The organism is gamma proteobacterium symbiont of Axiagastus rosmarus (genome assembly GCF_059730925.1).
In genome coordinates this window covers 2,297,219-2,323,046 of the sequence record NZ_AP035925.1, presented here as the reverse complement: position 1 = coordinate 2,323,046, position 25,828 = coordinate 2,297,219, and the positions used below count along the sequence as shown (strand labels likewise).

Genomic DNA, 25,828 nt, shown 5'->3' with positions numbered 1-25,828 from the left:
ACGCGTTGCCGGAAGCAATGTGAAGGAAAGAGTATGTTAAGCATTAAAGATTTACAGGTTAGCGTTGAAGACAAAGAGATTTTGCGCGGTCTGAACCTCGAAGTTAAGCCGGGCGAAGTGCATGCCATTATGGGCCCGAACGGTTCCGGCAAGAGCACCCTGTCTGCCACGCTGGCCGGTCGTGAAGATTATGAAATCACCGGCGGTTCCGTGACCTTTAAAGGCAAAGACCTGCTGGAGCTGGAGCCGGAAGAGCGTGCCGGTGAAGGCATCTTCATGGCGTTTCAGTACCCGGTCGAGATCCCGGGCGTCAGCAACCAGTTTTTCCTGCAGACCTCAGTCAATGCGGTGCGTAAATACCGTGAGCAGGAAGAGCTGGACCGTTTCGACTTCCAGGACTTCATCGAAGACAAGATCAAGCTGCTGAAGATGCCGGAAGATCTGCTGACCCGTTCCGTCAACGTCGGCTTCTCCGGCGGTGAGAAGAAGCGTAACGACATCCTGCAGATGGCGGCGCTGGAGCCTGAGCTGTGCATCCTCGATGAAACCGACTCCGGTCTGGATATCGATGCGCTGAAAATTGTTGCAGAAGGCGTAAACAGCCTGCGCGACGGCAAGCGCTCATTCATCATCGTAACGCACTACCAGCGCATCCTGGATTACATCAAGCCAGATCACGTGCACGTGCTGTATCAGGGCAAAATCGTGAAGTCTGGCGACTTTACGCTGGTGAAACAGCTGGAGGAGCAAGGCTATGGCTGGCTTACCGACCAGGAGTGATAATGCGCTGCAGCAGTGGCATCACCTGTTTGAGTCACGCGGCGAACAGCGTTCGCTGCAGGCACAACAGCACTGGCAGCAACTGATGCGTGTCGGCCTGCCGACGCGCAAGCATGAAAACTGGAAATACACCGCGCTGGACAGCCTGCTGGCACAGCAGTTCGTGCAGGCGGACGCGCCAGGCGTGAGCGCTGAGCAGGTGGCTGCGCTGGCGCTGCCGCTGGACGCGATTTGCCTGGTGTTCGTCGACGGCCGCTTCCAGCCTGAGCTGAGCGCGCGTGACACCGGTCTGTTTGACGTGCAGCACAGCCGTGCCGCTGAGCGACGTCCGTTACCGGCCGCAGTACAGCCGGAGGTGTTCCTGCACCTGACGGAAAGTCTGGCGGAAGAGGTGACCTCGATTCGTCTGCCGCGCGGCAAAGCTGCAGCGCAGCCGCTCTATCTGCTGCACATTACCAGCGGCCAGGCGGATGCGCTCAACACGGTGCATCACCGTCACCATCTGGAGCTGGAGTCCGGCGCGGAAGCGCAGGTGATCGAGCATTACGTGACGCTGAATGGCAGCGCCCACTTCACCGGCGCGCGCTTTACCTTTGCGGTGGGCGACAATGCGCAGCTGAAGCATACCAAGCTGGCGTTTGAAGAGAGCAGCAGCTACCACTTTGCGCACAACGACATCGTGATTGGCCGTGACGCGCAGGTGAGCAGCACCAGCTTCCTGCTGGGTGCCGGTTTGTCGCGTCATAACACCAGCGTGCAGCTGAACGGTGAAAACACCCAGCTGTCGCTGAACAGCCTGGTGCTGCCGGTAGGCAGCGAAGTGGCGGATACGCGCAGCTATCTGGAGCACAACAAAGGCCACTGCCTGAGTCGCCAGCTGCACAAAACCATTTCGCGTGACAAAGGGCGCTCGGTGTTTAACGGCCACATCAAAGTGGCACAGCACGCGCTGAAAACTGATGGCCAGATGACCAACAACAACCTGTTGCTCGGTCGCCTGGCGGAAGTGGACACCAAGCCGCAGCTGGAAATCTACGCCGATGACGTCAAGTGCAGCCATGGCGCGACCATCGGTCGCATCGACGACGAGCAGATGTTCTATCTGCGCTCGCGCGGCATCGCCGAAGACGCGGCGCAGCAGATGATCATCCATGCTTTCGCCGCTGAACTGACGGAAGCGCTGGAAGATGACGCGCTGCGCCAGGTGGTACTGCAACGTATTACCGACCGTTTCCCGGGAGTTGAGTCATGAGTTTCGATCTCGAACGAGTCAGAGCGGAGTTTCCGATTCTGAGTCGTGAGGTCAACGGACATCCGCTGGCCTACCTTGACAGCGCGGCCAGCGCACAGCGCCCGCTCGCGGTGATCAACGCGGAAAGTCACTTCTATCAGCACGGCTATGCGGCCGTGCACCGTGGTATTCACTCTCTGAGCGCACAGGCGACCAGCGATATGGAAAACGTGCGCGCCCAGGCGGCGCGTTTTCTGCGTGCCGCGGCAGCCGAAGAGATCATCTTCGTTAAAGGTACCACCGAAGGCATCAATCTGGTGGCCAACAGCTGGGGCGGCAGTCAGCTGCAGCCGGGCGATAACCTGATCGTCACTGAGATGGAGCATCACGCCAACATCGTGCCATGGCAGATGGTGGCCCAGCGCACCGGCGCGGAAATCCGTGTTCTGCCGCTCAACGACAACGGTGAGCTGGCGCTGGAACAGCTGGCGGGGCTGATCGACAGCCGTACGCGCCTGCTGGCTGTGACGCACGTTTCCAACGTGCTCGGCACGGTTAACCCGGTGAAAGCTATCGTGGCGCAGGCGAAAGCCGCGGGCGTGGTGACGCTGGTAGACGGCGCTCAGGCTGTGATGCACCACCCCGTTGACGTGCAGGATATCGGCTGCGATTTCTACGTGTTCTCCGGCCATAAAATCTATGGGCCGACCGGGATTGGCGTGCTGTACGCGCGTAAGGCGCTGCAGGAGATCATGCCACCGTGGGAAGGCGGCGGTTCGATGATCGATCAGGTCATGCTGCCCACCGGCACCACCTGGAATGGCGCACCATGGCGCTTTGAGGCCGGCACGCCGAACACCGGTGGTATCATTGGTCTCGGCGCGGCGCTGACGTGGATCAGCGAACTCGGTCTGGAGACGATCCATCAGCGCGAGAGCCAGCTGATGCGTTACGCGCTGGACAAGCTGGCGTCGGTGCCGGACTTGGTTATCTACGGCCCGGCCGAGCGCAGCGGCGTGGTGGCGTTTAACCTCGGTAAGCACCACGCGTTTGACGTTGGCAGCTTCCTCGACCAGTACGGCATTGCCATCCGCACCGGCCACCACTGTGCCATGCCGCTGATGCGTCATTATGCGGTGCCCGCGATGTGTCGCGCCTCTTTCGCGCTCTACAATAGCGAAGAGGAAGCCGATCGCCTGGCGGCTGGCCTGACGCGCATTCATCGTCTGCTGGGCGGTTGAGCAGATTTCAGGAGTTATGCATGGCAAACCTGCCAGAAAAAGAGAAACTGGTGCGCAACTTCAATCGTTGCGCCAACTGGGAAGAGAAGTACCTCTACATCATTGAACTCGGGGCAAAATTACCAGAATCCTCTGAAAGCTTGCATCAGCCGCAGCACGTCATTTCCGGCTGTCAGAGTCAGGTATGGATTCGCATGACCCCACAGGCAGACGGCACCATTGCTTTTGAAGGTGACAGCGATGCCGCCATCGTTAAGGGTTTGATTGCCGTGGTATTTAGCCTGTATCAGGGGCTGAAAGCGCCAGAGATTCTGGCACTGGATGTCGCCCACTGGTTTGGCGAACTGGCCCTGACGCAACACCTCACCCCTTCGCGTTCGCAGGGGCTGGAAGCGATGATTCGCGCGATCCGGCATAACGCACAGTCTCTCAGCTAAGTTACACTCTCCAGACCCCGGCCATGACCGGGGTCTGTTCCATCCGACAAAGAGAAAATTGCATGAAACCTGCGCTTCGTTTAGCTGGTGCATTGCTGTTGTCCTGTTTCGGACTGTCTGCACCTGCGTTTGCTACGGAATACCCCCTGCCAGCCGCTGATAGCCGTTTGATTGGCGAAAACACCCTGACCACCGTCCCGGATGATAAACGGCCGCTGGAGAGCATTGCCGCGCGTTATAAGATAGGCATGCTCGGCATGCTCGAAGCCAACCCGGGCGTCGACCCCTGGCTGCCAAAAGCCGGAACGCAGCTTACCGTGCCGCTGCAGATGCTGTTGCCGGATGCGCCGCGCGAAGGCATCGTGATCAACCTGGCCGAACTGCGCCTCTACTACTATCCCAAAGGGGAAAATCGCGTCGTGGTTTATCCGATCGGCATCGGCCAGTTGGGTGCCGCCACGCCGGCTATGGTGACGAGTATCAGCCAGAAAATCCCTAACCCCACCTGGACGCCCACCGTCAATATCCGCAAACGCTACGCCAAAGAGGGCATCACGCTGCCCGCGATGGTGCCTGCCGGGCCGGATAACCCGATGGGGCTGTTTGCGCTGCGTCTGGCGCGCGGCAGCGGCCAGTATCTGATTCACGGTACCAACGCCGACTTCGGCATCGGGATGCGCGTCAGCTCCGGCTGTATTCGTTTGCGTCCGGACGATATCGAAGCGCTGTTCAACAGCGTGCCGCAGGGTACGCGCGTACAGGTGATTAACCAGCCGATCAAATATGCCATCGAACCCGACGGCAAACGCTACATCGAGGTACACCAGCCGCTGTCACGTAATGAACAGGACGATCCGCAGACCATGCCAATTGCGCTGAGCGCGCCGCTGAAAGCTTTTATAAAGAGTGCGAAGAGCGACAGTGCGCTGATAAAGGCGGCGATTGAACGTCGTTCAGGCATGCCGGTGCTGGTGAGCAGTGGGGAACCGGTGAGTGAGGCGACGCCACTGCCGGCAGTGCTGCAGACGCAGCAGGGGGCAACAGGCGGTGCGCAAGCCACCATCAGTCAGGCGCAGGGCGAAGCCGCTGCGACACCGTGATTCAGGGCCAGCGGACGGCAGAATCCGGGCAAAAAAAATGGTGCCACAAGGGCACCATTTTTCAAACCAGAACTCTTACTTACGGTAAGAGTGAGCCTGGTTGTCCAGACGCTGGTTAGCGCGAGCTGCGTCGTCTTTAGCAGCCTGAACGTCAGAACGGATTGCGTTCACGTCGTTGCTCAGCTGGTCAACTTTAGCGTTCAGAGTCTGAACGTCTGAAGACAGCTGGTCGATTTTAGCGTTGCTTGAGCAACCAGCCAGCAGAGTTGAACCCAGGATTACCGCGCCCAGTACCAGTTTAGTACGATTCATTATTTATACCCTCTAGATTGAGTTAATCTCCATGTAGCGTTACAAGTATTACACAAAGCTTTTTAAGTTGAGAATAAATTTTTGATGAGAACATGCTTAAATTTGATCGTTCGCTCAAAGAAGCAGCGTTTCGCAGAACATGATGAAAATATTTAGCGAAAACAGAGAGATTTAATCGGATTAACCTTAATTCTGCGGGATATTGAATAGTTATTATCGATTGGAATTTTCCGCTTTCTGTCTCAGGCGCGGAATAAAAAAAACGCCCCGAAAGGCGCTCTTTTAAATAAACATCACCGGCTCGATCAGAGTACATGCACCGACGCGGTGTTGGTGGTTCCGCTCGGTACCAGCGCACCCGAAACCATCACTACGACATCGCCTTTCTGCGCGTAGCCACTCTGCAGCGCCATCTCTTTGCCGATGCGGTAGAAATCATCGGTCGAGGCGATTTCGCTCACCAGACGCGTTTCAATCCCTTTGCTGAGGATCAGCTGACGCGCGGTGGTCTGGTTAGTGGTCAGGGCCAGAATGGTGGCATCCGGGAAGTATTTACGCACGGATTTAGCTGACTTACCGCCTTCGGTCGCCACCACAATCACCGGCGCTTCCAGTTTCTCAGCGGTCTCAACGGCGCCACGGCACACTGCTTCAGTGATACGCAGCTTGCGCGAATCCTGCAGGGAATCGATGCGCGATTTCATCACGCGATCGGTACGCTCGCAGATAGTCGCCATGATGGTGACCGACTCCAGCGGGTATTTACCCTTAGCGCTCTCACCGGACAGCATCACCGCGTCGGTACCGTCGAGGATGGCGTTGGCCACGTCGCCGGCTTCAGCACGGGTAGGGCGCGGGTTCTTGATCATCGAATCCAGCATCTGCGTCGCGGTGATCACCACTTTGCGCGCTTTATTACACTTCTTGATCATCATCTTCTGCGCGAAGATCACTTCTTCAACCGGGATTTCCACACCGAGGTCACCACGCGCGACCATGATGCCGTCAGAGGCTTCCAGGATCTCATCGAAGTTGTTCAGGCCTTCCTGGTTTTCGATCTTGGAGATGATCTGAATGTGCTCACCGCCGTGGGCTTTCAGGTGCTCACGGATTTCCAGCACGTCAGAACGTTTACGGATGAAGGAAGCCGCAACAAAATCCACGCCTTGCTCGCAGCCGAAGATCAGATCGCGCTTGTCTTTTTCCGCCAGTGCCGGCAGCTGAATGGACACGCCTGGCAGGTTGACGCCTTTGTTTTCGCCAAGGTCGCCATTGTTCAGCACTTTACACACCACGGTGTTTTCGGTGACTTCGGTGACTTCCATGCCGATCAGACCATCGTCGACCAGCACGGTGTTACCAATTTTCAGGTCTTCGGTGAAACCGGCGTAAGTAACGGCAACGCGCTCGCTGTTACCAATCACTGACTGATCGGTGGTGAAGGTGAAGGTCTGGCCAGCTTTCAGGGACACATCATTGCCACCGTCCAGTTTCATGGTACGGATTTCCGGGCCTTTGGTGTCCAGCAGAATCGCGGCCTGGCGACCGGTTTTTTCCATGACGGCACGCATGTTGGTGATGCGCTGACCATGTTCGGCATAATCCCCGTGAGAGAAGTTCAGGCGCATGACGTTCATGCCCGCTTCCAGCAGTTGAGTCAGCATCTCTTCGGATTCGGTTTTCGGACCGATAGTACAAACGATCTTGGTCTTTTTCATGTCAGATTTCTGTAAGTTGTGATGGATGATGAAGGTCGGGGGTCGATGCGCCTGGCACCGAAGTAAAAATCTGTTTGGTGTTGGTACGTTTGACACAGAAGTAAGAATAGGTGACGACGGCTAAGCGTGCAGAGAAGTTATGCGCCGGGCGGAGAGACCGTAGCGACGGCGTTGCGCAAATGATGTAAGTGGCTGGCATAGGCACGTTAGCGCTGAAACCTTTCAGGTGGAACAACGCGGCATAGTATAGTCGCTAAGTATGCGAAAACCAATATAAAAGCAGAGGGAGAAAACCGACTCAGATCAAGGAAAGGCGAGTTGCGCAAGGGAGATAACAGCAAAAGTGGTGCGCTCTAATGGACTCGAACCATCGACCCCCACCATGTCAAGGTGGTGCTCTAACCAACTGAGCTAAGAGCGCATTTCAGAAATCTGGTGCGTCCGAGTGGACTCGAACCACCGACCCCCACCATGTCAAGGTGGTGCTCTAACCAACTGAGCTACGGACGCACTTGGTGCGCTCTAATGGACTCGAACCATCGACCCCCACCATGTCAAGGTGGTGCTCTAACCAACTGAGCTAAGAGCGCAACACGCTGTCAGGGCGACAGCGGGGACGAATATTAACGGCAGGCCGTGATGCTGGCAAGCGGAAAAGTGATTTTTCCTGACGACTGACCAGCAACTGTGCTATGCGTCGTTTTTTTCGCCATTGCGGGCCAAATAAACGCCCGCTCAGCCACTTAGCGCGCGGCGCGTGCCAGAATCACCTGCGCCGGTAAACGCTGCAGACGGCGGATGCGCCAGATCATCATCACCGCTGCCGACGTCAGACCGACGATAAATCCGCACCAGAAACCGGCCGGCCCCAGCGGTGCCACCACCCAGTCGGTCAGCGCCAGCACGTAACCCACCGGCAGCCCCAGCACCCAGTAGGCGATCAGGGTAATAAAGAAGATCGAGCGCGTGTCCTTATAGCCGCGCAGGATACCGCTGCCGATCACCTGAATCGAATCCGAGAACTGGTAGATGGCCGCCAGCAGCATCAGCTGTGCCGCCAGGGTAATCACTTCCGGGTTAGCGGTATAGAGCGCGGCAATATCGTGGCGGAAGGTAACGGTAAACAGCGCGGTGATCGCCGCCATGGTGATACCCACGCCCTGACCGGTCCACGCGGCGATGCGGGCCTGTTCGGCTGAGCCCTGGCCCAGACGGTAGCCGACGCGAATGGTAGTGGCGACGCCGAGCGACAGCGGCAGCACAAACATCAGCGAGCTAAAGTTGAGCGCGATCTGATGACCAGCGACTTTCACAATGCCGAGCGGCGATACCAGCAGCGCCACCACGGCAAACAGCGTGACCTCGAAAAACAGCGCCAGCGCGACCGGTAATCCCAGCGTGAACAGGCGCGTCAGAATAGCGCTCGACGGTGGCGACCAGCGGCTATGCATGCGGATATCGCGCATGGCCGGCATGCGCTTCAGCCAGAAGCGCATCACCAGATACATCACCCAGTAAACCGACGCGGTGGCGACGCCACAGCCCACGCCGCCAAGCGCAGGCATACCGAAATGGCCGTAAATAAACACATAGTTCAGTGGAATGTTGGTCAGCAGGCCGAGGAAACCCAGCAGCATCGCCGGCTTGGTCTTCGACAGCCCTTCACACTGATTACGTGCCACCTGGAAAAACAGGTAGCCCGGTGCGCCCCACAGCAGCGCGTGCAGATAACCTTCTGCTTTGGCCGCCAGCTGAGGATCAATGTCATGCATGGTGTGAATCAGGTAGCCGGCGTTCCACAGCACCACCATAATCAGCAGCGCCACGCCCGCCGCCAGCCAGTAACCCTGGCGCACCTGTTCTGCGATGCGTTCGCGTCGCCCGGATCCGTTGAGTTGCGCAACGGTTGGCGTCAATGCCAGCAGCAGACCATGACCAAACAAAATGGCGGGAAGCCAGATAGAGGTGCCGACAGCAACGGCGGCCATATCCGTGGCGCTCACCGCACCGGCCATTATGGTATCCACAAATCCCATCGCGGTCTGTGCCACCTGAGCAAGGATGACCGGGATCGCGAGGGCCAGCAATTGACGCGCTTCTGTTAAATACTTCTGCACGTATCACCTGCGTAATTTAAGAAGAGAGCGGGGCGGAATCCCCAAAGAATGCGCGACCTAGTGTAGCGGTAGCCCGCACTTCCGCCAAACATTGATCGCATTTGGTTGCGCCATTTGTGTAAAGTTTGCGCGCCGGCAAATTAAACCTTGCGGCGCAAGCTGTGATAAACTGCCACAAACTTCGCAGAGGCTGAAATTATGTTTACCGGAATTGTGCAGGGCACGGCAGAAATTGTCGCCATTGAAGAAAAAGAGTTGTTCCGCACCCACACCGTGCGCTTGCCTGCTGAGCTGCTGCCCGGCCTGGCGCTGGGCGCCTCGGTAGCGCACAACGGGTGCTGCCTGACGGTGACCGCCATTGACGGCGATCGCGTCAGCTTCGATCTCATCAAAGAGACGCTGCGCATCACCAACCTCGGTGAATTACAGGTTGGCGACATCGTGAATATTGAGCGCGCCGCGAAATTCAGCGATGAAATTGGCGGACACCTGATGTCCGGCCATATTATGACCACCGCCGAAATCTGTAAAATTATCCAGTCAGAGAATAACCGCGAAGTGTGGTTTAAATTACAGGACGCTGAGCAGATCAAATATATTCTGCATAAAGGATTCGTCGGCATCGATGGTATCAGCCTGACAGTCGGTGATGTCACCAAAAGTAAGTTCTGCGTGCACCTGATCCCGGAAACGCTGGAGCGCACCACGCTGGGCGCGAAGAAGCTGGGGCACCGGGTCAATATCGAAATCGATCCGCATACCCAGGCGATTGTCGACACCGTTGAACGTGTGCTGGCGCAGCGTGATGCCGCGGCCGCGCTGGTGGCACAAACGCTGCCGGACGCGGAGTAATCGCGAATAAAAAAGGCGCGGTAAGCGCCTTTTGTCCTGACTCGGAAATCAACGCGCCACGCGCAAACCGCCTTCAGCGCCGCGGCTGAAAACTACCTGCCACAGCTGAATATCGCGCGCGCGAAACGCACCGGCGCAGGCGTTGAGGTAATAGCTGAACATCCGTTTGAAACGCTCGCCATACTTCTCCGCCAGCTGCGGCCATGCCGCCTGGAATCGCTCATGCCAGGCCATCAGCGTGGTGTCATAATCCGCGCCGAAGTTGTGCCAGTCTTCCATGATGAAGTGGGATTCGCTGGCATCGGCGATCTGCCGTACCGACGGTAAACAGCCGTTGGGGAAAATGTATTTATCGATCCACGGGTCGACGTTCATGTCGGTTCTGATCGCCCCAATGGTGTGCAGCAAAAACAGGCCTTCCGGTTTCAGGTTACGATCAACCACATCGAAGTAGGTGGCATAGTTTTTCGGCCCGACGTGTTCGAACATGCCCACCGATACGATGCGGTCAAACTGCTGGTTCAAATCACGGTAATCCTGCAGCAGAATGGTCACATCCAGACCGGCACAGCGCTGCTGCGCCATTTTCTGCTGCTCGGCAGAGATAGTCACGCCATGCACTTTCACCCCGTAATGACGCGCGGCGAATTCCGCCAGTCCGCCCCAGCCGCAGCCGATATCCAGTAGCGTCATGCCCGGCTCAAGCTGCAGCTTGCGGCAGATCATATCCAGCTTGTCCTGCTGTGCCTGCTCCAGCGTTTCCGCGCTTTTCCAGTAGCCGCAGGAGTACTGCATAAATGGATCGAGCATCAATGAAAACAGGTCGTTGCCAAGATCGTAGTGCTCTTTACCAACAATCCAGGCGCGTTTCTTTGACTGCAGATTGGTGAGGCGCGCCGCAGCAATGCGCAGCGTATCTTTAAAATGGTGCGGTAACTGCTTATCCAGATGATGTTTCAGCACGCGGTGGAAGAACATATCCAGACGTTCACACTCCCACCAGCCGTCCATGTAGCTTTCACCGAGGCCCAGCGATCCCTCCTGCAGGACCCGTTTGAAAAAATCCGCATGTCTGACCTGAATATCCCAGGGGCGTGTGCCGTTGATGTGAATGTCCGCCCGCTCCAGTAATTCATGGGCGATACGAAACCATTGGTTTTCTTCAAGGCTCACTTCTTCTATACACGATGAACTCATAGCTTCTCCATCACCTTTCCGATTTGAACCTGAGAAAAAGAATAGTCAAATTCCTCAGGCCTGTGAGAGAACTCACGGAAAATCCGTGCGCCAGATAGCCGACGTATTACAGAGGTATGAATCTGAATAGAAATGTCTGCCACAACTCCGGAGGTGAATATCGTGCAGACGCCATCCCAGCGACAGTGTCGCTAAAAAATACGCTCATTATGTTATTGATTTGTTGCAGAAATGCTGACCCACTGAGTATATGCTCACGCAGGTCAGTATTCAATGGCTTATCGTTAGTTTGCTAACGATAATCGTTGCCTTAGCAATTATCTTCGCAGGGACGGGAAGCGTGAGCAATATCACTTTGTGCGCTGGCGCTACGCTGCCACAGGAAACCGGCCCAGGCGAGGATCACCGTGGCCACCATGACCAGCGTGGTATGTAACAGCGCCTGCTGCAGACCGGCGGAAACAATCAGGCTGGCGAGGAAGCATAAGCCCAGCTGCAGCAGATTCTGCAGGCCGGCCGCTTTGCCGGTGGCCTGCGGGAACGGGGCGAGGGCGCTGGACACCACAATCGGGTAAATCGCGCCATTGGCCAGCGCCATGCCGCAGAACGGCAGCAGCAGAGCCACCAGCGGCGGCGTGGTCATCAGCGCCACCGCAAACAGGCCCAAAATGCTCAGGCTGTAAATCATCAGCAACCACGGCAGCAGCTGCGCACCCTGAAAACGGTTCAGCAGTGCGCGACAGCCAAACCCGCCCAGCAGGAAGGCGATGGTCTGCGGAATATAGCTCAGGCCAATGTCCGCCGGGCTCAGACCCGCGGCGGCGAGGATAAACGGCGAGCCGGTCAGCCAGGCGAAGAAACTGGCGGAACAGGCGGCATAAATCACTACGTTACCGCTGTAAATACGCGTCGCCAGCAGCGTCAGCCAGCCCGGCTGTGGCGCGCTGTCGTGGCGCGCACGCGGCGCGCTGGCCAGTTTCAGCGTGCCGAACAGCAGCACCAGCGTCACCAGCGTGAGCGCGAGGAAGATGGCGCGCCAGTGAAAATGGGCCATCAGCCAGGCACCCAGCAGCGGTGCCAGCGCCGGTGACAGCGCCACCAGCGGCATAATCGTGGCAAATACTTTGTTGGCTTTGGCCTGCGGATAGCGATCAACCACCAGCGCCTGCCAGCTCACCGCTGCGGCGCACACGCCTACCGCCTGCACAAAACGCAGCGCCAGCATCAGCCAGACGTTAGTCACCCACAGCATGGCAAGACAGCTCAGCGCAAACAGGCTCAGGCCCGCCAGCAGAATGGGTTTACGGCCGAAGCGGTCCGACAGCACGCCCCACAGCACCTGCGCACAGGCAAAGCCGCCCAGAAACAGGCTCAGGCTGGCGCTGATGGTGCCCGGTGCGGAAGCAAAGTCGCGCTGCATGGCGCCGAAGGCGGGTAAATACATATCGGTGGCCAGAAAGCCGAGCATGCTCAGCACGGCAAGGTAAGGCAGAAATCCTTTGGATGACAGCATGGTTTTTCTCATTCGGCAGGTTGAACGGCGGGGAGTGTAAAAGGGTGCAGCGGGCTTTGTGAAACGCTAATATTTGCAGGGTGCTGTTAAAATTTTTGATGGGAAAACTATGTGGTCGGAATATGCACTTGAGGTGGTGGACGCGGTAGCGCGCACCGGCAGTTTTAGCGCGGCGGCGCAGGAGCTGCACCGCGTGCCCTCTGCCATCAGCTATACCGTGCGCCAGCTGGAAGGCTGGCTGGCGGTACCGCTGTTTGAGCGGCAGCATCGCGAAGTGGTGCTGACGGCAGCAGGCGAGCATTTTGTGCGTGAAGGGCGTTCTGTTATCAAAAAAATGATGGCCACGCGCCGCCAGTGTCAGCAGCTGGCTAATGGCTGGCGCGGTCAGCTCAGTATCGCGGTAGATTGCATCGTCAAACCGCAGCGCACCCGCCAGCTGGTAAAGGATTTTTACCGCCATTTCCCCGATATGGAGCTGATCATCAGCTACGAAGTATTTAATGGCGTGTGGGACGCGCTGGCTGATGGTCGTGTCGATGTGGCGATTGGCGCCACCCAGGCCATTCCGGTCGGCGGCCGCTTCGCCTTTCAGGATATGGGCGCGCTCAACTGGCGCTGCGTGGTGAGTCCGCAGCATGCGCTGGCCCACAGTCCGCAGCTGGACGATGAAACCCTGCGCGCCTGGCCGTCGCTGGTGCTGGAAGATACGTCACGCGCGCTGCCGCGCCGCATGACGTGGACGCTGGATAACCAGCGGCGTCTGGTGGTGCCGGAGTGGGAAACCGGGCTGGATTGCCTGCAGGCCGGATTGTGCGTGGGCATGGTGCCGGGGCACCTGGCGCGCCCGCTGCTGGACACCGGCGCGCTGGTGGAGCTGGCGTTGCCGCAGCCGTTTCCGGACAGCCCGTGTTGCGTCAGCTGGTCTGAGCAGCGCGCGTCACCGGCGCTGGCGTGGTTACTGGAATATCTGGGCGATGCGGAGACGCTGAACCACGAGTGGCTCAGCGAGAAGGCGGCTTAACGGCGGTAATCGCGGAACGGGCCATCGGCCACGGAGCGGCGCTCAATCAGCGTGGGCTGCACTTCAATGGTCTGCGGCTCTTCGCGTTTGCTGGTGATGCGGTCCAGCAGCATCTCCAGTGCCTTTTCCCCCAGCTGCGCTTTCGGCTGGTGCACGGTTGTCAGCGCCGGGGTGAAATAGCGCGCGTTGCGCACATTGTCATAGCCAATCACCGAAATATCCTGCGGCACGCGCAGTCCCATCTCGTCGGCCGCGCAAATCGCGCCCATCGCCATGATATCGCCGCCGCAGAATACCGCCGTCGGGCGCTGTTTCTGGTTCAGGATCTGCTGCATCGCCTGATAACCTGACTCCGGTTCGAAGTCACCCTGCACAATCCACTCGGGACGGACGCTGATGCCCGCTTCCTGCATCGCCTGCAGAAAACCCGCATGACGGCCGCCACCGGTGTTGCGCTCCATCTGGCCGGGGATGGCACCGATATCGCGATGGCCGCGCTCAATCAGGTAACGCCCGGCGAGGTAACCGCCGTGGAACGCATTGTCCTGCACGGTATCGGTAAAGTCCCCGCGTGATTCGCCCCAGTCCATGACCACCATCGGGATATTGCGGTTCTCTTCCAGCATCTGCAGCAGATCGTCGGGATATTCGGAGCACATGACCAGCAGGCCATCGACGCGCTTTTGCGCCATCATCGACAGATAGGCACGCTGTTTTTGCAGATCGTTATGCGCGTTGCCGAGAATCAGCGTGTAACCACGCTCAAAGCAGTGATTCTCCACGGCTTCAATAATTTCGGCGAAGTAGGGCGCTTCGCTGGAGGTCGCCAGCAGGCCCAGCGTCTTGGTGTGATTCACCTTCAGGCTGCGGGCCACCGCGCTCGGTGAGTAATGCAGCGCTTTAATCGCTTCCCATACGGCGTTACGCGTCTCTTCCGCGACAAAACGCGTTTTGTTGATGACATGCGAAACCGTGGTGGTTGAGACCCCGGCGCGTTTCGCCACATCTTTAATGGTTGCCATGAAAATGGTACTCCTGGGCTTATCGCAACTTACTGATAAGTATATTGTTAAACGTTTGCGTCTGCTAATGGTTTTGCGCCCTGGATATCAGGGCTAATCTGCTTAATCGGGCAGGGAAACATCCTTCAGCAGGCTGTCAATGCAGCATGCGCTAAATCTGTTGCGCAACGAAAGGCGGCGATTCTAGCAAGCCGGGGCGGATAACACGAGATTTTTGCCCATCACTGTGCGAAAATTATTTAACCATGCAAACTGTGTGACTAAGGAGTTGTGATGAGTACCGATTTAAAACTGGCATTGACCACCACCGCCGCTGCTCTGCTGATGATTATTGCCTTTAGCTTTACCGCCATTCTGCATTAATAAAAAAGCCGGTGCTGCTGAACAGCCACCGGCTTTTTTGTTGCGCAACGCTGAGGTTAGCGCACGGTTTTTGGCGTCATCATACGGCGTGCGCCAACGTAATGCTTCTGCCAGTAATCCTCGCCCAGCGCGCTAATCTGAATGTCCTTACCGGTGCGCGGAGACTGAATGAATTTGCCATTGCCCAGATAAACCCCGACATGGTCGGCGGTACCGCGATTGTTGATGCGGAAGAACACCAGATCGCCTTTCTCCAGCATCTCGCGCTTGATCGGCGCGGCGTCGCGCAGGTGATACATCTCATTGGCGGTGCGGGGAAATTTAAACTTCACCAGGTCTTTGTAGGCGTACCACACTAAACCACTGCAGTCGAAACCGGTGTGCGGTGAGGTGCCTCCCCACTGATACGGTTTACCCAGCTGGCCCATCAATTTCGTCATCGCGGTTTCACGTGCTTTTTGATAGCGCAGGCGGTGGGCTTTGCTCATTTTAATGCCGCTCAGCTGCTGCACTTCATCATCAACGGCAACGTCACGCGATTTCTTCGCCAGCCGCTGATGACCATATTTTTTCGCACTGAGCTTAAGTGAGGATTTGCGCTGGGTGGTGTGCTGAAGTACCGTTTCGCTTTTCTGCTGTTTTTTCAGCCTGAACTTCTGTACCGACGTCAGGCGTGACTTTTTGCTGGTGGTTTTCACCGGGCGTCGTTTGCGACGCTCATCTTCACGCGCGTTCTTTTTCTCCGCTTTCTGCAAACTGGCATTAACCGGCGCATGCGGAGAAGCCGCCGCCACATTAAAGAACAGTTGGGCAAAAGCCAGTATGAAAAGCGTAATCAGTAAACGCATAGTCCGGTTACAGGTTAAGCCGTCGGCAGGAAGCCAGACCGCGGTAAAGTTAGAAAAATCTGATCGACGATCAGCACCGGGGCAATTCTAATCCACTTTTTTTGCAAAAGGTAAGGTCTTTTTCCATTAATCTGTCACGGTACTGAAAGTGGGGCAAAAATGAGCGATTTCAGCTGTTTAACCCAGCGGAATTATTGCTAATTATTAATTGATTAATGCTTATTAATGATACGAAAATGTTATTCGTGGCGCGCGAACTTAACAAACATGGCGATATGCGCCGGCGAAGGCAAAATCCCGTTTTCAGTCGCGGGGCGAAGTCGCTACAATAAACAAACACGAAGTGAAGGATTAAGGAAGGCAAAAATGAGTACTGTTGAAAAAATTCAGCGCCAGATCGCAGAAAACCCGATCCTGCTGTACATGAAAGGTTCGCCGAAACTGCCAAGCTGCGGTTTCTCTGCGCAGGCGGTACAGGCGCTGTCTGCCTGTGGTGAGCGCTTTGCGTACGTAGACATTCTGCAAAATCCGGATATCCGCGCTGAGTTACCGAAATACGCCAACTGGCCAACTTTCCCGCAGCTGTGGGTGGATGGCGAGCTCGTCGGCGGCTGTGACATCATCGTTGAGATGTTCCAGCGCGGCGAACTGCAACCGCTGATCAAAGAGACCGCTGAGAAGCACAAAGAAGCAGAATAAGAAAAAGGCCGACAGCAGTGTCGGCCTTTTTTTTGGCTGCGGTCTGACGGGCCTCAGGCCGAGGCATCGTCTTCGGCCGGCTCTTCACTCACCGCCAGCGGCCAGCCGCCGAGGCGTTTCCAGCGATTCACCAGTTCGCAAAACAGCGTGGCGGTCTGTTCGGTATCGTACAGTGCCGAGTGCGCCTGAGTGCTGTCAAAATCTATCCCCGCCGCTTTACAGGCCTTCGCCAGCACCGTTTGTCCCAGCACCAGCCCGCTCAGTGCGGCGGTGTCAAAGGTGGCGAACGGGTGGAATGGGTTACGCTTCATGCCGGTGCGCTCTGCCGCCGCCATCAGAAAATTATGATCAAAGGTGGCGTTGTGCGCCACGATAATCGCCCGGTTACAGCCGCTGTCTTTGGTGCCTTTGCGCACCATTTTGAATATGGCGTGCAGCGCCTCATATTCACTCACCGCGCCGCGCAGCGGATTGCTGGGGTCGATGCCGGTAAACGCCAGCGCTTCGGGATTGAGAATCGCCCCTTCAAACGGCTCCACGTGGAAATGCAGGGTTTCATCGCGGTGCAGCCAGCCATCCTCATCCATTTTTAACGTAGTGGCCGCGATTTCCAGCAGCGCATCGGTTTGCGCATTAAAACCGGCGGTTTCAACGTCAATCACCACAGGATAAAAACCACGGAAGCGTTGATGGAGAGCGTTTAAGGCGTTCGATTCAGACATCAGGATCTCATTGCAGGAAATGGGGCAGCGCGCATTATGGCAAAAATCGGCGCAGGGTGCAGCAGGAGAGGGAAGTCAGCCCGCAAATTAGCAGGCTGACTAACGGCATTAGTTGCCGAGGCCGTGACCGGCGTGTTTGTTTTCGATCAGCTCGATTTTGTAGCCGTCCGGATCTTCCACGAAAGCGATGATGGTGCTGCCGCCTTTTACCGGGCCGGCTTCACGCGTGACGTTACCGCCCGCCTGACGGATGCGGTCGCAGGTCGCCGCGACATCATCCACGCCCAGCGCGATGTGGCCGTAGGCATTGCCGAGGTCGTATTTATCCACGCCCCAGTTGTAGGTCAGCTCAATGACCGCACCTTCGCTCTCTTCGGTGTAACCCACGAAAGCCAGGGTGTATTTGTATTCGGTGTTTTCGCTCTGACGCAGCACGCGCATGCCCAGCACGCGGGTGTAAAAATCGATGGAGCGCTGCAGATCGCCAACGCGTAACATAGTGTGAAGTAAACGCATAACATCCTCTTTTTAAAAGTCATCAGGGAACCCGCTAAGTATAGCGAGGGAATGCCCTGAAGAAAGCACGCGGCCGCACATCCGCTGCGGCCGCGTTTGACTTACAGTGTCGGGTAGTCGGTGTAACCTTCCGCGCCGCCGCCGTAGAAGCTCTCCGGACGCTGCGGGTTAAGCGGTGCATCCTGCTGCAGGCGCGCTACCAGATCCGGGTTGGCGATGAAGTCACGGCCAAAGGCCACGGCGTCAATCAGGCCACGCGCGATCAGGTCGTCCGCTTTTTCCACAGTGTAGGCACCGGCACCGATAATCACGCCCGGGAAGGCGGCACGCACTTTCTGGCGGAACTCATCGGTGTAAGGCTTACCGCCCGCCCAGTCTGGCTCAGACAGGTGCAGGTAGGCGAGGCCGCGCTTGCCCAGTTCGCTGATGTACCACAGTGCCGCTTCTTCTTCATCCGGACCGTTTTCCAGATTCTGGAAGGCGCCGATGGGCGAGATACGGATACCGATACGATCGGCTGACCAGTTAGCAATTGCCGCATCGACCACTTCCAGCGCGAAACGGCCGCGCTTCTCAATCGAACCGCCGTATTCATCGGTACGCTGGTTAGAACCGGGTGCGAGGAACTGATGCATCAGATAGCCGTGCGCTGAGTGCAGTTCCAGCAGGTCAAAATCGGCGTCGCGCGCATTGGCTGCCGCCTGACCGAAGTCTTTAACGATCTGCTGAATTTCTGCCACGCTCAGTTCACGCGGCATGGAGGTATCTTCGCGATACACGCTGCCGTCGGCGGCGCGCAGCGAGGTGCGGGTGCCAGCGGCGATCGCGGACGGTGCAACCGGCGCTTTGCCATCCGGCTGTACGCTATTATGCGAGATGCGGCCGGTGTGCCACAGCTGAACGGCGCTGTGACCGTGCGCGGCGTGAATGCCTTCGTTAATCATTTTCCACGCAGCAATTTGCTCTGCGGTGTGTAAACCCGGCGCACCGGCGTAGCCTTTCGCCTGGAACGAAACCTGGGTGGCTTCGGTAATGATCAGACCCGCGCTGGCGCGCTGCTGATAATACTCCGCCATCAGCGGGGTAGGAATATCGCCCGGTTCAATGCTGCGCAGACGCGTCAGCGGCGCCATAAATACACGGTTAGGTACGGTAATTGCGCCCACTTTCAGCGGGGTGAACAGCTGTTTACTCGCCATGATGACTCCTGTAATAGACCGGTCGTCTAGAAATTGCCGTTTTTAAAAATCAGCGGTGATTAAGCCACTGTTCGATGGTGTCGAGCGCCAGGCTAATCGGCCCGGGCTCACGTGAAATCTTGCTCTGCAGGCTGGCTCCCAGCCACAGCAGATAACAGCGTTGCGCCAGCTGCTGCGGGCTTTGCCCATAGGGCAGCGGCTGTTCGGCTGCGACCTCCGTCAGACAGCGTGCGTAAGCCGCCGTGATGGCCGTAGCACCGCGCTGCAGCGCATCGCGCATCGGCTCTGACAGATCGCACACTTCGCCGGAAAGCTTAACGCCCAGACAGCCGACGATATGACCCTGCTCGATAAATAGCCGTTCCGCGTAGCGAAAATGCTGCAATAAGCGTTCGCGTGCAGTAACGCCGGGCTGGGTCAGCTGCTGTTCAACCTGCTGCTGATAGTTGACGAAATAGCGCTCCAGCAGCGCCACACCGAACGCTTCTTTTGAGCGGAAGTAGTGATAAAACGAGCCTTTCGGCACTTCCGCCAGCGCCAGCATTTCGCTCAACCCCATGCCGGTGAAACCGCGCTGCAGGCAGACCTGCTCGCCGGTGGCGAGCAGATGTTCACGGGTTTCGTTGCGTTGCACTGTCTTGTTCATGGCAGGCAGAGTATTAGACCAGTCGGTCTAATGCAATCCTCAGGCGCGATTCTGGCACGATTTGATCATATCCAGCTGTGGCTGATACTGCTGCGTCTGGATGTTGAACAGGCCGAGCACTGTGTGGAACAGATTATCCTGCGACACCGCTGTCTCTGTCGCCTGCTGGCGCAGACAGGCCTGATCAATGTGATACGCCGCGGCGTAGCCCGGCGACATCCACAGCAGCAGCGGGATGTGCGTCTGCTGCGACGGCGCAAACAGGTACGGCGCACCGTGCAGATACATGCCGTGTTCGCCCAGCGATTCGCCATGGTCGGACAGGTACACCAGCGCCACGTTAAAGCGATCGCTCAGGCCCTTCAGCTTATCGATGGTGCGACTCAGCATGTCGTCGGTATACAGCAGCGAGTTATCGTAGGTGTTGACCAGCGCCTGGTGGTCGCAATCCTGAATCTGATTGCTGTCGCAGGTCGGCGTAAAGCGCTGGAACGCGGCCGGATAGCGCTTAAAGTAAGCCGGACCGTGGCTGCCCATCTGGTGCAGTACGATGATGCCGTCATTGTGCAGGCTGTCGACATAGTTATCAAAACGATGCAGCAGGACGTCATCGAGGCAGAAGCCATCGTGGCAGTACTGCGGCAGCTGCCACTGCGTCATATCGGTATGCGGCACGCGGTCGCAGGCACCCTTGCAGCCGCCGTCGTTTTCGCGCCACAGCACGCTGATTCCGGCATGGGCCAGCACATCCAGCACGCCTTCCTGATGATGGGCGAGGTTCGCGTCATAGTGCTCGCGCGGCATATTCGAGAACATGCACGGCACCGAAATGGCGGTTTCTGTGCCGCAGGAGCTGGCGTTGGGATAATAAATCACCTGCTGCTTTTTCAGCTGTGGGTTGGTGTCGCGCGCATAGCCGCCGAGGGAGAAGTTCTCCGCGCGCGCAGTTTCACCCACCACCAGCACCACCAGCGTCTTCTTCGACCCGGCGGTGATCAGCGGCCCTTTCTTCGCATCTTCGCCAATCTTTACCAGCGCCTGGCTGCCCTGCAGATAGCGCTGATCGACATAATGGCCGGTGCCACTGACAATATTGGCAGGAGTGATCATCTTCACCAGGCCTTTGTTATTGCGGATCAGCGAAGCATAGTCTTTGTAGAACAGCACGGCCATCAGCAGAATCACCAGTACGGCACCGAGCGCACTGGCGAGGCGCTGCAGCAGATTCCACCACCAGCGCTGGCGATTGCTGATACGGACGCTGCACACCAGCGCGACCGGAAGAATGCCCATCAGCAGCATCCAGATGACATAGTTGCGGCTCATCAGCGCGCCGGTTTCCTGCGCATTCGACTCAAACACGTTTTCAATCATGTTGGTGTCGATGACCGTACCAAAGCTGTGCATAAAGTAGTTGGCGGCGGCGCTGGCGAGAATCAGCACAATCAGCAACGGTTTGCGTATCCACGGCCAGGCCAGTAGCGAGAAGAGCAAATAAAACGCCGCGACCAGCACCACCGGCATGCTGGCGGCGAACAGGTAATCATGCACGCGGGTGTAGGGAATAATTTCCCACGCGCGCAATAAAAACAGGGCATTGAGAACAACGGCAAAGAACAACGCGGCCAGTAAATTAAAACTGTTGTCGTGACACTGTAACTTAGAGATCAGTTTCATGGAGACTCATCGGAATAACGGAATATGACAATCGTATGAATTGAAGATGAGGAAAACCTTAACCGCGTCTCCTTACCTGATTGATTCCCTGACTATTGCCACGGTGACGGACGCTGGCGTGGTTGTCGCCGTGTACAGTACCAGCAATAACGGTTTATGCCTTGCACTATGTCACTAAGCTGTTATCAATAAGAGTGGATAGGTTCATTGCGGAGGTGATGTGGCTGAGCAATTAGAGTTTTTTCCGGTTCCGAGCCCTTGTCGCGGTATCTGCCAGAGCGATGCGCGCGGCTATTGCCGTGGCTGTCTGCGCAGCCGGGAGGAGCGCTTCAACTGGATGAAATTCAGCGATGCGCAAAAACGCGAGGTGCTGCGCCTGTGTCGTCAGCGCCTGTTGCGCCTGCAGCGGCAGCAAAAAGTGGATGAAAATCCTGATCCACAGCAACCGGAGCTGTTTTAAGAAAACGCGCCGTGCGCATTTGGTTATACTCGCGCTTTCGCTATTGCGCAGAAGGGAGTTTAACCATGTTACAACCGCACGCTATTGCCCCACAGGGACCCGCTTTTTCGCCGCTGATCGCCGGTTACTGGCGGCTGATGGAGTGGGGCATGACGCCACAGCAACTGGTGCAGTTCATTGAGCATCATCTGGCATTGGGCATCACCACCGTTGACCACGCCGACATCTACGGCGACTATCGCTGTGAAGCCGCGTTCGGCGAAGCGCTGCGCCTGGCACCGCAGCTGCGTCAGCAACTGCAAATCGTCACCAAGTGCGGCATTGCCACCCGCGCGAAACCGGAACATAAAATCGGTCACTACATCACCGAAGCCAGCCACATCCTGCACAGTGCGGAAAATTCGCTGCGCCACTTTGCCACCGATTATCTCGATCTGCTGTTGATTCACCGTCCGGATCCGTTAATGGATGCGGATGAAATCGCCGACGCCTTCCTGCAGCTGCATCAGAGTGGCAAGGTGCGTTATTTTGGCGTGTCCAACTTTACCGCTGCGCAGTTCACGCTGCTGCAATCCCGTCTGCCGTTTAGCCTGGTCACCAATCAGCTGGAAATCTCACCGCTGGAGCAGTCGGCGCTGCTCGACGGCACGCTCGACCAGTGCCAGCAGACGCGTATGCGCCCAATGGCGTGGTCGTGCCTCGGTGGCGGCCGCCTGTTTAACGATCCGCACTACCAGCCGCTGCGCGATGAGCTGGAACAGGTGCGTCAGGAGATCGGTGCCAGCAATATCGAGCAGGTGGTCTATGCCTGGGTAATGAAGCTGCCCAGTCGTCCGCTGCCGATTATCGGTTCCGGTAAAACCGCGCGTGTGAGCGACGCGGTGAAAGCCTGTGAACTGACGCTGGATCGCCAGCAGTGGTTCCGTATTCGCAAGGCGGCACTCGGCTACGATGTGCCCTGAAGCGTAAATCTGCGTCAAACTACGGCAGCCTGGGCAAAAGCGGTCCAGGCTTAGAGGGAATCTGAACCGTAAGGAGACGTTATGAAAAAAACCATTATGGCCGTGCTGACGCTGGTGTGTGCTGCCGGTGCACACGCGGCGTCAGAAGACGTGACGCTGCATCAGGTGACGGCGCAGGGTATCGGTGAGTCGATCGGTAAGGTGACCATCAGCGAAACCCCGTATGGCCTGCAGTTCGCGCCGGCGCTGAGCGGGCTGAAACCCGGCATTCACGGCTTCCACGTCCACGCCAAAGGCAGCTGTGAGCCCGGAGAATCCGCCGGCAAAACCGTGGCGGCCGGCGCGGCGGGCGGTCACCTCGATCCGCACAACAGCGGCAAGCACCTCGGTCCGTACGCTGACGGTCACCTCGGCGATTTGCCCGCGCTGTATGTCACCGACGACGGCAAAGCCAGCTATCCCGTGGTGGCGCCCCGCCTGAAATCGCTGAGCGAGATCAAAGGCAAAGCGTTGATGGTGCACGTCGGCGGCGATAACCATGCTGACCATCCGCAACCGCTTGGCGGTGGCGGGGCGCGTCTGGCCTGCGGCGTGATCTGACCACCGGGCGGCGACGGGCCTGACCCGCCGCCGCGCAGAAAAATTCTGACCCATTTTCCTGCTACTCAGCGGCAACATTCCATCCTATGATGTTGATTCAGGAACGGAACCGCTCAGGGGCAGGCATGAAAACGCGTGGGATTTTGCTGTTGTGTTTAGCGCTGGTGGGCTGCGATCGCCCGAATGATACCCAGCTGCGACTGGAGGCCAGCCGTCAGCTGCAGCGAGATATAGATACCAATCCGCTGCGCGCCAGTTGTGAAAATATTGCCCGCGGCCGCGAATGGCTGACGCAGCATACCCTGCAGCGGCTGCAAGCCAAAGGCTGTCAGAATGTCCTGCGCAGCGCCACCGAAACCAATTTCACCCATACCGAAATCCGCCGTCACAGCATCACCGTGGTGTGTGGCGGCATTCAGGGCACCAGTTTTACCGGCAGCACGCTGGCACGGCGCTTTATCTACTCGTCGGACGAGAAAGCGCTGGTGATCGAACCGATGTCCGAGCAGGATAAAACCCGTTTTGAAGGGCAGAAGACCCTGCAACAGCTGCACGATGACTTTGATCGGCAGTTTACCCAGTACTGTGAATGATCAATCCGGCACCGCCTGACGCAGCTGCGCCAGCGAACAGCGCAGGCGCCACAAAATACCCGCCAGGGTATTCGCGTCGCTCTCCGGCTGCCCCTGAAGCTGATCAATGACCTGCTGCAGCGTATCCAGCGCGGTCTGCAGCGAGTCGTGACGCACACCGCGCAAACTCATAATACGCTGCAAATCCTGCAGACTGCTGTCGCGCAGCTGCGCCAGCGCCGGTGAGCGGGGTTGCCAGGCGCGCAGCTGCCAGACAATGTGCGAACAGTTCAGCAGCACCACGCCCCAGCGCAGCAGCCACAGGCGCGCCTGCTCATCACGGCTGTGGCTCAGCTGGCTGATGTGATGATAAATCTGCGATTCAAACCGGCTTTCACTCAGACGCGGCTGGCGACGTAGCTGATCGAGAAAAGCGTGGCGCAGCGCCCGGATATGGCGTCGGCTGCGGCGCGCATCAGAACCCGGCTGTAACACCTGAAACGCCAGCCACGCCAGCAGGACGCCACACACTTTTGCCAGGTTATCGTTAAGGAAGCTCTGGAAATCCCAGTCTGGCGGATTACTTACCGCGATAAACGATCCCATAAACACAATAAACTGGCCCCACAGCGCGGCGCGTTTCTTCTGCTGCAGCTTAAACAGTTGCAGCGTCAGCAGCAGCGGGAACAGCAGCAGCAAAAACTGCCACAGCGCGCTGATTTGTACCATCAGACCAAACTGCAGCACAAAGCTGAACAGCGACAGCCACAGCAGCGTTTTCAGCAGCAGCGACACGCTGCCGCCGGGCGAAGGCGATGACGAGTAGAGCACGCAGGCAATAGCGGTAAGCGTCAGTGCGGCGGCGCCAGCGTCCCACTGGGTCCCGATCCAGAACGCGCAGCCTAGCATGATCACGCTAAACGTGCGCAGCGCACTCCAGCCAGCTTCGGCACTGTCGCTGGCACGTGCCAGTGCCGGCGCGTACGGTGGCTGGAAACGGGTGTCAGCGTCGGCGCGCTCAATCAGGCGAATCCAGCGCTCCACATTCAGCCATACCCAGCAGAAGTAGCGCAGCCGCTGGACAAAAGCACGCTGGCGGAAATCACCGTGCACGTCCGGCGTGATGCTGCGCAGAATCTGCGCCAGCCGGTATTTATCACACTGCGGCTGCGCCAGTTCGTGCAGCAGCTGTTGCATTGCGCTGTACAGCGCCGGCGGCGCGTCGGGCCAGTTAAGCAGCATGCGACGCAGGCTGGAGAGCACGCTGGTCAGGCGCAGCTGCTGATGCAGCACGTAGTTAAGCACGTTATTTTGCCGGCGGAAGCGATAGTGGCTCCAGAAGGCCTGAATGCGCAGCAGATTCATGGTAAGGATCTGGCTGATCACCGTTTCGTGGGCGGTGCGCACATTTTCCGTGCTGCTCTGCTGCAACAGCAGCACCGCGTGGTCTAGCAGGCGGGTGTGCATCTGGCGCAGCGAAAGCATCAGCGCGCTGCCGTCCGAGGTGCTGGGCAGGATCATCATCATCAGCCCGGCGCAGAGAATCCCGACGATCACTTCGCACACGCGCGCCTGGGTGATGTCCCACAGCTGGCTGACGTCGCTAACGTTGACGCTGCTGAAGGCGATAATCGCGGCGGTGTAACCGGCCAGTGAAAAGGCGTAGGCCACATTGTTTTGAAAATGGCTGGCGACCCAGGTGCAGAGCGCCAGCCAGCCGGCCATGAAAAAGGCAAACAGCCACGGTTCGTTGAGCGTATGGCCGGCGATCAGCAGCGCGGCGCTGGCACCGAGCAGGCTGCCGACGATGCGACCCAGGCTTTTGCTGATGGCGCCGCCGACGGTGGGGAAACTCACCACTGCGGCGGACGTCATGGCCCAGTAAGGCTGATCCAGCTGCAGCGCATACGCCAGGGTGAGCGCCAGACACATCGCGATTGCATTACGTAACGCATAGCGCCACTCGCCGCCGGTTGCCTTTATCCACGGTAGATTGTGCCAGGCCAGCCACTGCAGATTCATG

26 protein-coding genes and 3 tRNA genes are annotated in these 25,828 nt (G+C 57.7%); 13 read left to right on the top strand and 16 right to left on the bottom strand.

Annotated elements, in window-relative coordinates; translation table 11 throughout:
• Positions 1 to 33: 33 nt before the first annotated feature.
• From sufC to AC6I8F_RS10800, 5 genes are all read left to right on the top strand, one after another.
• Positions 34 to 780 carry a Fe-S cluster assembly ATPase SufC gene (gene sufC, locus AC6I8F_RS10820; protein WP_021506231.1) on the top strand — a complete coding sequence of 249 codons (747 nt, stop codon included), beginning with the start codon at positions 34 to 36 and terminating at the stop codon, positions 778 to 780.
• Positions 755 to 2,032 carry a Fe-S cluster assembly protein SufD gene (sufD, locus tag AC6I8F_RS10815; protein ID WP_021506230.1) on the top strand — a complete coding sequence of 426 codons (1,278 nt, stop codon included), beginning with the start codon at positions 755 to 757 and terminating at the stop codon, positions 2,030 to 2,032. The genes sufC and sufD overlap by 26 nt, the downstream gene beginning before the upstream one ends.
• Positions 2,029 to 3,252 carry a cysteine desulfurase SufS gene (gene sufS / locus AC6I8F_RS10810; protein ID WP_166710035.1) on the top strand — a complete coding sequence of 408 codons (1,224 nt, stop codon included), beginning with the start codon at positions 2,029 to 2,031 and terminating at the stop codon, positions 3,250 to 3,252. Before sufD ends, sufS begins: the two co-directional genes overlap by 4 nt.
• A gap of 20 nt (positions 3,253 to 3,272) precedes the next feature.
• Positions 3,273 to 3,689: a cysteine desulfuration protein SufE gene (gene sufE / locus AC6I8F_RS10805; protein WP_278708431.1), complete on the top strand. Its 417-nt coding sequence runs from the start codon at positions 3,273 to 3,275 to the stop codon at positions 3,687 to 3,689.
• A gap of 62 nt (positions 3,690 to 3,751) precedes the next feature.
• The gene (locus AC6I8F_RS10800; RefSeq protein WP_498028023.1) at positions 3,752 to 4,789 is read left to right on the top strand and encodes a L,D-transpeptidase family protein; all 1,038 of its coding nucleotides are present in this window, start codon (positions 3,752 to 3,754) and stop codon (positions 4,787 to 4,789) included.
• A gap of 75 nt (positions 4,790 to 4,864) precedes the next feature.
• On the opposite strand, the gene AC6I8F_RS10795 is transcribed toward AC6I8F_RS10800, so the two are convergent.
• From AC6I8F_RS10795 to AC6I8F_RS10770, 6 genes are all read right to left on the bottom strand, one after another.
• Positions 4,865 to 5,101, bottom strand: a complete 237-nt coding sequence (locus AC6I8F_RS10795) for a major outer membrane lipoprotein (RefSeq protein ID WP_007374746.1) — start codon at positions 5,099 to 5,101, stop codon at positions 4,865 to 4,867.
• A gap of 305 nt (positions 5,102 to 5,406) precedes the next feature.
• A complete protein-coding gene (gene pykF / locus AC6I8F_RS10790; RefSeq protein WP_021506226.1) occupies positions 5,407 to 6,819 on the bottom strand; it encodes a pyruvate kinase PykF in 1,413 nt (470 codons plus the stop codon).
• Between the two features lie 344 nt (positions 6,820 to 7,163).
• Positions 7,164 to 7,240 (bottom strand) — tRNA-Val (locus tag AC6I8F_RS10785).
• Between the two features lie 12 nt (positions 7,241 to 7,252).
• Positions 7,253 to 7,329 (bottom strand) — tRNA-Val (locus AC6I8F_RS10780).
• Between the two features lie 3 nt (positions 7,330 to 7,332).
• Positions 7,333 to 7,409: transfer RNA gene (locus AC6I8F_RS10775), tRNA-Val, on the bottom strand.
• Positions 7,410 to 7,562: 153 nt separating this feature from the next.
• On the bottom strand, positions 7,563 to 8,936 hold the full coding sequence (locus AC6I8F_RS10770) for an MATE family efflux transporter (protein ID WP_498028022.1): 1,374 nt from the start codon (positions 8,934 to 8,936) through the stop codon (positions 7,563 to 7,565).
• Positions 8,937 to 9,134: 198 nt separating this feature from the next.
• On the opposite strand from AC6I8F_RS10770, the gene AC6I8F_RS10765 reads away from it, so the two are divergent.
• The gene (locus tag AC6I8F_RS10765; RefSeq protein ID WP_021506224.1) at positions 9,135 to 9,788 is read left to right on the top strand and encodes a riboflavin synthase; all 654 of its coding nucleotides are present in this window, start codon (positions 9,135 to 9,137) and stop codon (positions 9,786 to 9,788) included.
• Positions 9,789 to 9,836: 48 nt separating this feature from the next.
• Here the strand turns inward: AC6I8F_RS10765 and cfa are convergent, their stop codons facing one another.
• Both cfa and punC read right to left on the bottom strand, forming a co-directional pair.
• On the bottom strand, positions 9,837 to 10,985 hold the full coding sequence (gene cfa, locus AC6I8F_RS10760) for a cyclopropane fatty acyl phospholipid synthase (protein ID WP_211725421.1): 1,149 nt from the start codon (positions 10,983 to 10,985) through the stop codon (positions 9,837 to 9,839).
• 310 nt (positions 10,986 to 11,295) lie between these two features.
• Positions 11,296 to 12,498, bottom strand: coding sequence for a purine nucleoside transporter PunC (punC, locus tag AC6I8F_RS10755; protein WP_498028021.1), 1,203 nt, complete (start codon positions 12,496 to 12,498; stop codon positions 11,296 to 11,298).
• Positions 12,499 to 12,607: 109 nt separating this feature from the next.
• Here punC and punR point away from each other — a divergent pair, with 109 nt between their 5' ends.
• Complete coding sequence (gene punR, locus AC6I8F_RS10750; protein WP_498028020.1) at positions 12,608 to 13,519, top strand: DNA-binding transcriptional activator PunR; 912 nt, start codon at positions 12,608 to 12,610, stop codon at positions 13,517 to 13,519.
• Here punR and purR read toward each other — a convergent pair.
• Entirely contained in the window at positions 13,516 to 14,541 is a 1,026-nt protein-coding gene (gene purR / locus AC6I8F_RS10745) for an HTH-type transcriptional repressor PurR (RefSeq protein ID WP_021506220.1), read from the bottom strand. The two genes, punR and purR, sit on opposite strands and share 4 nt — an antisense overlap.
• Positions 14,542 to 14,814: 273 nt before the next feature.
• Between purR and cydH the strand changes: the two genes are divergently transcribed.
• Complete coding sequence (gene cydH, locus AC6I8F_RS10740) at positions 14,815 to 14,904, top strand: cytochrome bd-I oxidase subunit CydH (RefSeq protein ID WP_021506219.1); 90 nt, start codon at positions 14,815 to 14,817, stop codon at positions 14,902 to 14,904.
• Positions 14,905 to 14,960: 56 nt separating this feature from the next.
• On the opposite strand, the gene AC6I8F_RS10735 is transcribed toward cydH, so the two are convergent.
• A complete protein-coding gene (locus AC6I8F_RS10735) occupies positions 14,961 to 15,752 on the bottom strand; it encodes a C40 family peptidase (RefSeq protein WP_058757687.1) in 792 nt (263 codons plus the stop codon).
• A gap of 366 nt (positions 15,753 to 16,118) precedes the next feature.
• Here AC6I8F_RS10735 and AC6I8F_RS10730 point away from each other — a divergent pair, with 366 nt between their 5' ends.
• Positions 16,119 to 16,451 carry a Grx4 family monothiol glutaredoxin gene (locus AC6I8F_RS10730; RefSeq protein ID WP_021506217.1) on the top strand — a complete coding sequence of 111 codons (333 nt, stop codon included), beginning with the start codon at positions 16,119 to 16,121 and terminating at the stop codon, positions 16,449 to 16,451.
• A gap of 53 nt (positions 16,452 to 16,504) precedes the next feature.
• On the opposite strand, the gene rnt is transcribed toward AC6I8F_RS10730, so the two are convergent.
• The 5 genes from rnt to eptA all read right to left on the bottom strand — a co-directional run bounded on the left by rnt (position 16,505) and on the right by eptA (position 21,211).
• Positions 16,505 to 17,173 (bottom strand): ribonuclease T, encoded by a 669-nt coding sequence (rnt, locus tag AC6I8F_RS10725; protein WP_021506216.1) that lies wholly within the window; start codon positions 17,171 to 17,173, stop codon positions 16,505 to 16,507.
• Positions 17,174 to 17,281: 108 nt separating this feature from the next.
• Complete coding sequence (gene gloA, locus AC6I8F_RS10720) at positions 17,282 to 17,689, bottom strand: lactoylglutathione lyase (protein ID WP_021314698.1); 408 nt, start codon at positions 17,687 to 17,689, stop codon at positions 17,282 to 17,284.
• 101 nt (positions 17,690 to 17,790) lie between these two features.
• On the bottom strand, positions 17,791 to 18,888 hold the full coding sequence (locus AC6I8F_RS10715) for an alkene reductase (protein ID WP_058776267.1): 1,098 nt from the start codon (positions 18,886 to 18,888) through the stop codon (positions 17,791 to 17,793).
• 49 nt (positions 18,889 to 18,937) lie between these two features.
• Complete coding sequence (locus AC6I8F_RS10710; RefSeq protein ID WP_031279165.1) at positions 18,938 to 19,534, bottom strand: TetR/AcrR family transcriptional regulator; 597 nt, start codon at positions 19,532 to 19,534, stop codon at positions 18,938 to 18,940.
• A 39-nt stretch (positions 19,535 to 19,573) separates the two neighbouring features.
• The gene (gene eptA, locus AC6I8F_RS10705; protein ID WP_498028019.1) at positions 19,574 to 21,211 is read right to left on the bottom strand and encodes a phosphoethanolamine transferase EptA; all 1,638 of its coding nucleotides are present in this window, start codon (positions 21,209 to 21,211) and stop codon (positions 19,574 to 19,576) included.
• Positions 21,212 to 21,431: 220 nt separating this feature from the next.
• On the opposite strand from eptA, the gene AC6I8F_RS10700 reads away from it, so the two are divergent.
• From AC6I8F_RS10700 to AC6I8F_RS10685, 4 genes are all read left to right on the top strand, one after another.
• Positions 21,432 to 21,671: a DUF1289 domain-containing protein gene (locus tag AC6I8F_RS10700; RefSeq protein WP_021506211.1), complete on the top strand. Its 240-nt coding sequence runs from the start codon at positions 21,432 to 21,434 to the stop codon at positions 21,669 to 21,671.
• Positions 21,672 to 21,736: 65 nt separating this feature from the next.
• Complete coding sequence (locus tag AC6I8F_RS10695; RefSeq protein ID WP_021506210.1) at positions 21,737 to 22,633, top strand: aldo/keto reductase; 897 nt, start codon at positions 21,737 to 21,739, stop codon at positions 22,631 to 22,633.
• An 81-nt stretch (positions 22,634 to 22,714) separates the two neighbouring features.
• Positions 22,715 to 23,233 (top strand): superoxide dismutase family protein, encoded by a 519-nt coding sequence (gene sodC / locus AC6I8F_RS10690; protein ID WP_021506209.1) that lies wholly within the window; start codon positions 22,715 to 22,717, stop codon positions 23,231 to 23,233.
• Between the two features lie 125 nt (positions 23,234 to 23,358).
• A complete protein-coding gene (locus AC6I8F_RS10685; protein WP_021506208.1) occupies positions 23,359 to 23,826 on the top strand; it encodes a hypothetical protein in 468 nt (155 codons plus the stop codon).
• Here AC6I8F_RS10685 and AC6I8F_RS10680 read toward each other — a convergent pair whose 3' ends face one another.
• Positions 23,827 to 25,827 carry an FUSC family protein gene (locus AC6I8F_RS10680; protein ID WP_498028018.1) on the bottom strand — a complete coding sequence of 667 codons (2,001 nt, stop codon included), beginning with the start codon at positions 25,825 to 25,827 and terminating at the stop codon, positions 23,827 to 23,829.
• Between the last annotated feature and the right edge of the window lies 1 nt (position 25,828).